The 10,703-nt window shown below is 55.9% G+C and carries 10 protein-coding genes; all 10 read left to right on the forward strand.

The window, feature by feature from the left end; translation table 11 throughout:
* The coding region (locus EOL86_08675) for a two-component sensor histidine kinase (protein NCD25649.1) at positions 1-1,512 on the forward strand (1,512 nt) is incomplete at its 5' end.
* 43 nt (positions 1,513-1,555) lie between these two features.
* Positions 1,556-1,918 carry a response regulator gene (locus tag EOL86_08680; protein ID NCD25650.1) on the forward strand — a complete coding sequence of 121 codons (363 nt, stop codon included), beginning with the start codon at positions 1,556-1,558 and terminating at the stop codon, positions 1,916-1,918.
* A gap of 51 nt (positions 1,919-1,969) precedes the next feature.
* Positions 1,970-3,607 (forward strand): GHKL domain-containing protein, encoded by a 1,638-nt coding sequence (locus EOL86_08685; protein NCD25651.1) that lies wholly within the window; start codon positions 1,970-1,972, stop codon positions 3,605-3,607.
* A 128-nt stretch (positions 3,608-3,735) separates the two neighbouring features.
* Positions 3,736-4,125, forward strand: a complete 390-nt coding sequence (locus tag EOL86_08690; protein ID NCD25652.1) for a response regulator — start codon at positions 3,736-3,738, stop codon at positions 4,123-4,125.
* 731 nt (positions 4,126-4,856) lie between these two features.
* Entirely contained in the window at positions 4,857-5,783 is a 927-nt protein-coding gene (locus tag EOL86_08695; GenBank protein NCD25653.1) for a hypothetical protein, read from the forward strand.
* Between the two features lie 54 nt (positions 5,784-5,837).
* Positions 5,838-6,440, forward strand: a complete 603-nt coding sequence (locus EOL86_08700) for a DUF697 domain-containing protein (protein NCD25654.1) — start codon at positions 5,838-5,840, stop codon at positions 6,438-6,440.
* Positions 6,441-6,570: 130 nt separating this feature from the next.
* Positions 6,571-8,328, forward strand: coding sequence for a cyclic peptide export ABC transporter (locus tag EOL86_08705; protein ID NCD25655.1), 1,758 nt, complete (start codon positions 6,571-6,573; stop codon positions 8,326-8,328).
* Entirely contained in the window at positions 8,325-8,801 is a 477-nt protein-coding gene (locus EOL86_08710) for a hypothetical protein (GenBank protein ID NCD25656.1), read from the forward strand. Before EOL86_08705 ends, EOL86_08710 begins: the two co-directional genes overlap by 4 nt.
* Positions 8,798-9,868: a prohibitin family protein gene (locus tag EOL86_08715; protein NCD25657.1), complete on the forward strand. Its 1,071-nt coding sequence runs from the start codon at positions 8,798-8,800 to the stop codon at positions 9,866-9,868. Before EOL86_08710 ends, EOL86_08715 begins: the two co-directional genes overlap by 4 nt.
* 77 nt (positions 9,869-9,945) lie before the next feature.
* Positions 9,946-10,143 (forward strand): hypothetical protein, encoded by a 198-nt coding sequence (locus tag EOL86_08720; protein NCD25658.1) that lies wholly within the window; start codon positions 9,946-9,948, stop codon positions 10,141-10,143.
* The last annotated feature ends 560 nt before the right edge of the window (positions 10,144-10,703 follow it).

Consider the following 10,703-nt stretch of genomic DNA (forward strand, 5'->3'; position numbering starts at 1 on the left):
ACCCTCGCGGAAAACAAGCGTCAGGGCATTGATCTCTTTCTGCGCGAACAGATCGCGCAGCTGCGAACGCTGGCCTATTCCCACAGCGTCGAAGACCTTTCTTCCCCGGAAGTGCTAGAGAGCATTCTCGCCACCATGCAGCTCAGCTCCAAGACGTTCATCGATCTCGGATTGATCAACGAGGAGGGGGCGCACGTCAGTTATTCCGGACCCTACAACCTGTCTCATGCCAACTACAAGAACGAGAAATGGTTCAACGAGGTCATGCTGCGCAAGGTCTATGTTTCTGACGTCTTTGAAGGATTTCGCGGCTTTCCGCACATGATCATCGCCGTGAAGAAGCAGGAGAAAGGCAAGGTTTGGATTTTGCGGGCCACCATTGATTCCGATATTTTCGACTCCCTGGTGCGCTGGCTGCAACTTGGCGATCTGGGGGATGCCTATCTCGTCAATCGTGCCGGGGATCTGCAAACCCGGTCCAGATTCGGAAACAAGAGTCGTGACATCTATGCGTCCATGCTCGGCGCTCCTTTTTCCGGAGCCAGGGTGATGCAGCATCGGGATAATGAGAAGGAAATTTTTGTGGGCGGCATCTGGCTTGAGCAAAAGGAGTGGCTTCTCGTCATCGAAGAGGACAAGCGCGGCGAACTCCAGCCCCTCTTCAAGACAAGGACGGCGACATGGGGCGTGATGGGCACAGGCTTTGCCGTGATCATTCTCGGCACCCTCATCATCACGCGCATGATCGTCACCCAGCAGGAGAACGCCAGTAGGCAGCAGGCGCGGATGAACGAGGAACTGATCCAATCGAGCAAGATGGCCGCCCTGGGCAAGCTCGCGGCCGGAGTGGCGCACGAGGTCAACAATCCCCTCGCGGTCATCCGCGAGAAGGCCGGCTGGATGCGCGACCTGCTCGAAGAGGAGGACGTCAAGGGCAGTGCGAATTTCCAGGAATTCGCCGACGCCGTGGACAAGATCGAACAGCATGTCGAGCGGGCGGGCAAGGTCGTGCACCGCATGCTCGGTTTTGCGCGGCGCATGGAGCCTGTCTGCAACGACATCTATCTCAACGATGTCCTGAAGCAGACCACCGCATTTCTCGAGAACGAGATCCGCTTCCGGAACATAGAGCTGGTCTGGTCGCTCAAGCCCGATCTGCCGACCATCCAGTCCGACGCCGCCCAGATTCAGCAGGTCATCCTCAATCTCTTCAACAACGCCATCGACGCCATAGACCGCAACGGCCACATCACCGTCGCCACCGGATACGACCAGCAGGCGGACATGGTTAGCATAAGCATCCACGATGACGGTCCAGGCATGGACAAGGAGGTGCAGCGGCGAATTTTCGACCCGTTCTTCACCACCAAGAAGGTGGGCGAGGGGACGGGACTGGGGCTCTCCATCAGCTATTCGATCATCAGCAAGCTGGGGGGGAGCATCCGCTTCGAGTCCGAGGCTGAAAAGGGGACCGAATTCATAATTCTTTTGCCGGTGAAACATCATGACTGAAAAGAACGACGTACAGATTGCGCTCGTGAATGACGGACCTTCGGTGCTGGTGGTCGACGACGAGCAGGATTTTGTGGAGACCCTGGTCAAGCGCATGGAGCGCAGGGGGTTCAAGGTCACGGGAGTGGGCGGCGGGCAGGAGGCGCTCTTGCTGCTAGGGAAAGAGCATTTTGACGTGGTCATCCTCGATGTGATGATGCCGGGAATGGACGGAATCGAAACCCTGCGCGAGATCAAGCTCGCCTGGCCCCGGATTCAGGTCATCCTTCTTTCGGGGCATGGCGGCGAAGAAATGGGCGTGCGCGGGATGGCCTACGGGGCTTATACCTATCTGCTCAAGCCCGTGGCCCTGAAGACAATCGTCGAGACGGCATACACCGCTTTTGAAGAAGCCGGGGTCCGCTAGCGGGACGCCGTGCGCCAGTATACGCGTCAAGCCATAAAACGGAATTTTTTCGTGGCCATGCTCCTGGCCCCGTTCATTCCCGTGCTCCTGGCTCTGGGAACAGGCGGATATCTTTTCTGGAATCATGCCCAGCAGGGCGTTCTGGAGAGATTGACCCTGTTGTCCGAGTACAACGCGCGCGTGGTCGATCGTTTTCTGGACGATTTTCTGGGCGACCTGGCCATGGCCAGCCTCCAGCTTTCAGAATACCCTGATGCTGGCGGATTTGAAAGTGTTTTCAAGATGTTGGCAGTCAAACACAAAGGGCTTGTCGATATCGCTCTTGTCGATTCCAAAGGGGCGGTGCTGGCTTACGCCGGACCAAGCGTCTACAAGGGAACGCATGCCGTGCCGGGGCGCTGGCTGGATGAAGCCCTGGAAAGGGGTCGCAGCGTCGGCAGCGTGGTTTCCGGCCAAGTGGGGTTTCCGCTTTGTGTCGTGGCGCTGCGGTTCAACGTAGGCGACAAAATTTTTGTCATGCGGGCCTCCCTGGATGCGGAAATTTTTCCGCCCCTCTTTACGGTGGGACGCGGCGAGGACGTCGATCTGTTTCTCGTCAATCCCAAGGGCGAAGTCATTGCCGGGAGTGGCGGACAGGTTCTGACCAGAGATCGGGCGCTGGTCGAGCATGTGTTCATGGGTCGTCTCGGTACGGCGTTCAGGGACTCCCTTTCCGACGCCGCCTACTCAAGCTCCGTCATGAGCCACGGCGGGTGGATTCTGGGGGCCCGGAAACAGTCCGGACCGCTTTTCAGCGCCGCCGATTCCACTGTGCTTTTCCTGGGGATTTCCCTGCTTTGCGGCGGCATCATCGTTTTTCTGTCGTCGCTGTATCTGACGGGGTACATGGAAAAAATGCTGCGGCAGCGGGACGAGGAGCGCGAAAAGCTGCGCGAGCAGCTGTATCGGGCCGGTCGGCTTGCCGAGTTGGGGGAAATGGCCGCCGGATTCGCGCACGAGATCAACAATCCCCTGCAAATCATGAAAAGCGACCAGGCCTATATTGAAATGCTGCTGCAGGATTTCAGGGCCAGGGCCAAAGAGGACGCGGATTTTCTGGGCGACGTGAACGAGATGGCCGCAAGCGTCAATCAGATCAAGCTGCAGATCGACCGCTGTGCACGCATCACGCACTCCATTCTCAATTTCGGGCGGGCTGGAAAGTCCGAGGCGCAGAACATCGATGTGGCCAAGTTCATACCCGAAGTGCTGACCATGATTCAAAAAAAAATTCAGCTCAGCAACATTGCCCTGCGGGTCGAAATTCCCCCTGTCCGGCTGGTCGTGCATGTCGATCCCTCCCGCTTGCAGCAGGTTTTGCTGAATCTGCTCAACAATGCCATGTACGCCGTCAGCGAGACGTCCCAGATCCGGCCCGGAGAAATCGTGCTGTCGTGTTCCGCCGAGGGCGCGGACATGGTCCGCGTCGAAATCAGGGATAACGGGGCGGGCATAGGCGAAGACCAGAAGACGCTGATTTTCACGCCTTTCTACACCACCAAGCCCGCCGGCAGCGGGACGGGCCTGGGGCTTTCGGTGTGTCACGGGATTGTCGAGAGCATGAAGGGAGTTCTGGATTTCAGCAGCGTGAAGGGGCAGGGGACGAGTTTCTATGTCCTGTTGCCCAGGGTTCCGTCTTCCTTGGAATGACGGGAACATGCCCGGTGGCGTGCGTTTAAGGGGTTTTCGTCCCCTTGAATGATTGCTGGAAAAATTCAAAATGAACACGCCGTCTTGGGGCGGCCTGTTCATGTGCGAGCTTACGAAGAGGTGAACATATGGATGATGCATTGCGGGTTCTGCTGGTTGACGACGAGGAGAGCTATCTGGAAACTGCGGCCAAGATTTTCAGGCGCAAGGGGATCGACGTGGAATTGTGTTCCATCGGCAGGAACGTGGTGGAAATTTTGCGCGCCAAGAAGTGCCAGGTGGTCGTGCTCGATCTGAAGATGCCCGGCATGACCGGTCAGGAGGTGCTGCGGGAAATCAAGGGCAGCCTGCCAAGCGTGCAGGTCATCATTCTCACCGGCCACGCCACTTCGGACGATGCCGCCGTCTGCCTGACCAGCGGGGCCTTTGATTTTCTGATCAAGCCGGTGGAGATGAGCCATCTTTTGGACAGGGTCAACACGGCTTATGAGATGTGGAAACTGTCCCCGGACAGTTGAGGCGCGTGCGTCTTGGTGGCTGGAGCATGTAGCTCGGTGGCGGCAGAGTGGCGTGAGCAAGTCTAGGTATTGCACCACGCACGGCCTAAGCGTGCACTCGTTTCGGTACTGGCCACGCAAGTCGCGATCGTCCATGGACGCTTCCGCCGTGCAGCCATCGGTCGTGCCCGTGCCGTTTACCTTGGCCCCGAAGGCTCCTTCATTTGGACTCGTGGTCGCGGATCGGTATGCACTCGATATTCCGGCGGACCTCGATGAAGCAGCGCCGACCAAGCTCCTGTCCGTGCTGGAGGGGAGATGCTGAGGACGACCGCGACCAAGGTATATTTGGCTCCCGGCACCACGGACATGCGCGCTGGTATCAACCGCCTGAGCGTCACCGTCCAGGGAGAAGTGGCTCAGTTCCACGCTCCTTTCTTTCTAGACGGTTGAGATGATATTCTGGTAAGCTGTTCGCCTACGGTGAAGATTGCCGTTTCCTTTTCGTTGGAGCCCCTTGCAAACATCAGGAGCCGTATTTGCTCACGCGCGGGTTGAAGTTCAAAATCTTCTTTTTTCTTTTCGTTCTGTGCTTGGGCCTCGCCTCCTTTTGCCCGGCTGAGAAAAACTCTTCCTCTCGCGAACGGTCCGGGGCGGTTCCCGCTGTTCTTCCCGGAACACAGCCGAGCAATCCAGGTAAATTAAAAAATATCGCATACTTTGAAGCTGGGCAGTATTGGGAGTTTACGCTTTTGCGTGACGAGGTCACGGCCGCTCTCTCGCGCCTGGGTTTTCTGGAACACGTTTGTTTTCCGAGTTCCCTCCATGTCAGTCCCGGCTGGGAGGTGGACCCGGCCGTGTATCGCGCCGAAGCTAAACGCTTGATGGCCGACCCCTCCGTGGCTCTGATCATCAGTATGGGCACCGTGGCGACCAAGGCCCTGTTGGCCGAAAACAACACCAAGACGCCCATCGTCTCCATCGATGTCGCCGACCCCGTGGGCGCGGGCATCATCGACGCGGAAACGGGAACGGGGGCGCTCAATCTGACCCTCCTGTACACCAAGGACAAATGGCAGAAGGTCTTTGTCCTTTTTCACCAGGCCCTGCCCTTCAACAGGCTTGGCGTCATGTACCACGATTCCCCGGAGGGGCGCTCCTATTCCAATGTGAACGAGGCGCGCGAGGTCGCGCGTGATCGTGGGTTCACGCTTGTGGAATATGCGGGGTTGGACAAGGAGGAGAGCCTCCAGTCCTGTACCGAAGGGGTGCGGGAGTTGATAGCACAGGGAATTGATTCGTTTTACATTTCCGCCTTGAATTGTTTTGACTGGACCCAGGCGAATCCAAAGCCGATATTCGACAGCCTCCATGAGCTCGGAATCCGGACCTTCGCGCGCGACGGCAGCGTGCAGGTGCGCAGGGGGGCGCTCATGGGGCTGTCCACCCTGGACTATGTGCCGCTTGGAAATTTTTACGCGGATCGTATCGCCCGACTTTTGGGGTTGCTTCCAGAGGGCCTGCCGTCGGTCGAGGGTCAGTACCGTCCCAAAATCACGCTCAATTTGGACACCGCGAGCGATTTGAAGCTCGATGTTCCGCTGGTGCTGCTAATCACGGCGGATGAAATTTTTGACTCCAGTCTGGCACCGGTCCGAAATGAAACCAGGGCCAAATAGGCTGCCCGAAGATGTCCGGCACAACCTGCAACCAAACCAAAACGAGGTGGCGAGATGGTGGAAAAGAATTCCGAAACAATGACAGAGGCGACCGAACACCAAGCCCAGGCTCAACATGATGTCGAAACCGAGGCCGTCCCGGCGGCAGCGCCAAGCGCCAGCGAAATCGACGCGATCATCCGCAAGCGTGTCTATGCGGCTATCGGGGTCGGATTCGTGCCCGTTCCCTTGGTTGATATCGCCGGTCTGACCGCGATCCAGCTGGAGCTGATTCACGCCCTGGCCAATGCGTATGGCGTCGAGTTCCAGAAGGAGAGGGTGAAATCGATCATTTCCTCTCTCTGCGGCGGGGTGCTGTCGGTCGCCACGGTTCCGTTTTTTGCATCCATCTTCAAGAGCATTCCCCTCATCGGCACCACGGCCGGCGGAGCGACCATCAGCATTGTCGGCGGCGCGTCCACCTATGCCATTGGCAAGGTTTTTGACCGCCACTTCAGGGAAGGTGGCAACCTCATGAACCTCGACGTCCAGGAAACCAAGACCTATTTCAAAACCAAGCTGGAAGAAGGCAAGGCATTTGTTTCCAAAATGAAGCCCGCGAAGAAAGAGGACGTTGCCACGGACGCGTCGACTCCGGAATCCGAAGCAACGCTTTAGTTTTTGTCCTGAGCATCGCCCACGGCCGGGATGACGGTTTTTTTCCGCGGAAGCTTGCGGCCGGTCCATCGCTTCTTCTTGTTGCTGCGCAGGGAGGAGGAGCGGGGCGGCTTCCCTCGCCGGGTATCGCATGAGGCCGCCTTTCGACGGCCCAGCACCCGGAGCCCACTATCCGTGTAATCAATGGAGCGCGAAGTTTCTCATTTCCATGCTGCAGCTCAAACAATCTCATTTTTTCACGTTGCTTTGGAAGCAGGCTGGCACGGAAGGCCCTAAATTGGTCGCGGCATGCCTTGCCGCGGGTTTGATGCAGGGCCTTGCCGTGTTCAGCGTATTGCAGGGGCTGGAGCAGATGTTCGCGGACGGCATCCGCTTTCACACCTTTCTGGCCTTTCTGGTCTGTCTTGGGATATTCTACCGTTTGTTCCGCTACATGACGGAGCAAACCGCGCTCATCGCCCTGCGGGGAGTCATGGAATGGCGGATGCGCGTCGCGACCAAGCTGCGTGGCGTCTCCCAGCTGGAGTATGCCAAATTGGATCCGGGACAAGTCCAGTCCGCCTTGCTCGACGAACGCGAAATGGTGGTGGAGGCCTCGCGCATGCTCATGGCCTCCGCCGCCAGCACGGTCATGATTTTGGTGGCCTTCGCCAAGATGCTCGCCGTGTCCTTTCTGGGCACAGTGGCGGTAATCTCCTTTCTGGGGCTTGGGCTGTTTACGTTTTTGCGCCTCGTGCACGGAGTCTACGCCTTCATGGACTCCTCACGCCGCGCGGAGATGGATTTCTCCGCGAGCCTGCGCCACCTTCAGCATGGATTGACACAGCTCAAGCTCCACAAGCCCAAGACAACGGATCTCTTCATGGGGGAGATCACCCCTGGGCTCGACAAGGTGTCGAGCGCAAGGGAGTCCGCCGAACGCGGCCATGGACGGGCCATTTCGTTTTTTGCCGTGTTCAACCTGCTGATTCTGGGCCTTGTCCTTTTCCTCATGCCCGGCTTTTTGCAACTCGACGCCACCTCCACTTCCACCCTGCTGATTCTCAGCATGTTCTGTCTGAGCCCAATGATGAGTCTTGTGGGGTTTGTCCCCATGCTGACCAAGGTGGAAATGAATCTGCAGGAGCTGACCCTGTTCGAGAGCCGCTTGGACGCCATCGCGGAGCCGTTCGAAAAGGAGGGGATCGAGGCCCGTTGGCAGCATCCCGACCCCAAGGTTCCCGGCTTTGAGTCGTTATCGTTGCGCGACGTGCGTTTCGATTATTTCGATCGCCAGGGCTTGCGCCTGTTCGGTGTCCACGTGAAGGACTTTTCGCTCGAGCGGGGAGAGTTGGTTTTCGTCAGGGGGGGGAACGGATCGGGAAAGTCCACGTTCATGAATGTCCTGGCCGGCCTCTATCCCGCGCAATCCGGCGAATTGTTCCTGAACGGCATGGCTCTTTCGGACGTGGGCATGGAGGCGTACCGCAACCTCTTCACCATCCTGCCCACGGATTTTCATCTTTTCAGCCGTCCCTTGGGCGTGGACGCCTCGGCCCGGCGCATGCGGAAGGTTCTCGAGCTGATGCGTATCGATTCCAAGGTGCGGCTGGAATCCGACGGCTCGTTTTCCACGCTAGACCTTTCCGCCGGGCAGAAAAAACGTCTGGCTCTCGCCTGCGCCCTGCTGGAGGACCGGGACGTATATCTCCTGGACGAAGTTGCCGCGGATTTCGACCCTGGTTTCCGGAAGTTTTTCTATGAAGAACTCCTGCCAGACCTGAAACGCGAAGGACACACCGTTCTGGCCATCTCCCATGATGATCGCTATTTTCACGTGGCCGACCGGGTTTTGAACATGCGCGATGGCATGTTCACTGATAATGGTCACGATGGAGACGCGGCATGAGGATTCTTGTATTTGGAATTGTTCTCTTTTTCGGGTTGCTTATCTTGCGCGCCACGGATTTCAAAAAAATTGAATCCAAAACAAATATTGATTTTGTACGCGAGCTTTACGAGAAAGTGAATAACACGCTTCCATCAGTTGTGAGCGCGAATGAAAATGAAAAAATTATTCGAGATCGTTTACAGTGCTATGCAGAAAATGATGATTATAAACAGCGTATTAGGGTGTGTAATAATTCTTATGCAAAAAGTCTTGTGAGTCAAGCAAGAAGCAGATTGACTTCACGTCCTGATATCGGTTTTTTTATTAAAAATGTTAATTTGTGTCCTGTAATGTATAGTATGTGTGTTGGGCAAACTGCAAATGATAAAGAAAGATGTGTTACTTTCGAACGGCAATGCGTTGATTATATGTTGGATGAATTTTGGAGAGGAGCTGCTCTATACTCACAACAACAATATCGATCTGAATGATGAAACAATTTTTTGAAAAGGCACGTTGGTTCTTATGTCGGTACAGGACACGTTTCGTGACGAGCGGCCTCGTTGCGGTGGTGGTCTTGGTGTTTCTGTGGCCAAAAATCGTTGTTTCCGTGCATCCTGGCGAATTGGGCGTCCTGTATTCCCGGTTTTTCGGAGGCACGATTTTGGACAGAACGTACCAGGAAGGACTGCATGTCATCCCGCCCTGGGATATCCTTTTCGTTTACGATGTCCGCATCCAGGAAGAAACCCAGTCTGTCGACGTGTTGACCCTGGACGGTCTGACGGTGACGGTCCAGGTATCGCTGCGGTATCAGATTTTATGCGACAGGCTGCCCGTCTTGCACCAGCAGATCGGCCCGGATTACAAGAGGAAAATCATCCTGCCGATCATGACTTCCGCGGTGCGCCAAACCGTTGGCAATTATCGGCCCGATGCGTTGTATTCCACGGCGCGGCAAGAATTGCAGGACAAAATGCTCGTTGAAGCCATTGAGGAGATGGGACGCATCCCTGTCCTTATTCATGGATTTGTCGTCAAGGAGATCATCCTGCCCGAATTGCTCAGGACATCCATTGTGGACAAGCTGATCGCCGAGCAACAGTATCTACGCTATCATTATCTCCTACTTGAAGCCAAGGAAGAGGCCAAGCGAAAGGCTATTGAAGGCCAGGGGGTCCGATATTACCAGGCTCTCGTGAATGAAAACATGACGGAGAATTATCTGCGCTACGAGGGCATCCAGGCCACGGCCAAGCTCGCGGCCTCGGAAAATGCCAAGGTTGTTGTCGTGGGTAGCGGAAAAGATGGCTTGCCTATCATTTTGAACACTCAGGACACGCCCAGGCTGACGGATACGCTCAACGCCAGCGTATCGCGGATGCAAGATGTTCAGAGCGGTCCAAGCGTCCCCGGCAACGCGTCGAGCGAAGGACTCGTGCGTTCTGCGGGCGGAGGTCTTAATTGGGATTTGCGTGAGTCCGATATGGTGGATTTTATAGATCGGATTGACAGGATTTTACTTAATCCAACAAAAGATATTTCGCAAAAACCCTAGATTTGTTTGAAAAATACAATGACACTGCGCCGTGATGCGGCGTGTCGAACGCACTAATCGGAAGCGGAGAGTATGCGATGTTCCTCTTTTTGATTTTTTTTGTCGGAAGCCTGATCGTCGCTTTTTTGGGCAGGAACTGCAAATTCGGTTTCTGGGGGAATTTTTTTGCGAGCATGCTCCTGTCTCCCCTGGTTGGCATCCTGCTGGTTTTGGCCGCGGACCCCAAGCCCGCGCCCAAGGGTTCGGAGTGCTGGACCCAATCAGATCGACCCTAGAAATGAGAAATGGCTCGGTTCGCTTGAAAAGATTCGCCTGATTTCTAGGTGGAAGCTCCTTCTTGCCTACATCGCACCGTTCATCGGCGGCATCCATTCGGCGTACGCCTCGTCAGGCGTTTTTCTACTCAAGCGCGAATGTGGCCGATTTTTATTGAACCAGTCCAAATATTCCATGATCGATTTTCAGGCATCGCTCACCGTGTCGCGGGCGGGTAGACCTGTTCATGCCTCACCGACTCCACGGGCGTTCAACAAAAACGTAAACCAGTACAACTGACATGGGCCGGTTTCGTGGACGCACGGCTGGCGACTCTTTTTGGTGTGTGGAATTGTCCGCTGGGGGTTGTTTTATGATGGTACTTAAACTATAATTGTTTAGTTTAATGTCATATTTAGTGTCTCGCGCCATCCATGGGGCCTACGTCGGCTCGACGTGTGACGACTTTATAGGCCGCGTCGGGCAACCGCACTCCAATCGCTGGGAGCCTTTGTGAAACATCGTTTGTGGATCCTGACCATTTTCCTTGTCGGATGTTCCTTGGCTCCACCGTATCAGC

It is taken from the genome of Deltaproteobacteria bacterium (assembly GCA_009930495.1).
Taxonomy (GTDB): domain Bacteria; phylum Desulfobacterota; class Desulfovibrionia; order Desulfovibrionales; family Desulfomicrobiaceae; genus Desulfomicrobium.

Excerpts from the sequence above, each read along its gene's own strand:
- EOL86_08720 (NCD25658.1), top strand. The coding sequence starts at position 9,946 with ATGTTCCTCTTTTTGATTTTTTTTGTCGGAAGCCTGATCGTCGCTTTT.
- EOL86_08705 (NCD25655.1), top strand. The coding sequence starts at position 6,571 with ATGAGGCCGCCTTTCGACGGCCCAGCACCCGGAGCCCACTATCCGTGT.
- EOL86_08700 (NCD25654.1), top strand. The coding sequence starts at position 5,838 with ATGGTGGAAAAGAATTCCGAAACAATGACAGAGGCGACCGAACACCAA.
- EOL86_08710 (NCD25656.1), top strand. The coding sequence starts at position 8,325 with ATGAGGATTCTTGTATTTGGAATTGTTCTCTTTTTCGGGTTGCTTATC.
- EOL86_08690 (NCD25652.1), top strand. The coding sequence starts at position 3,736 with ATGGATGATGCATTGCGGGTTCTGCTGGTTGACGACGAGGAGAGCTAT.
- EOL86_08715 (NCD25657.1), top strand. The coding sequence starts at position 8,798 with ATGATGAAACAATTTTTTGAAAAGGCACGTTGGTTCTTATGTCGGTAC.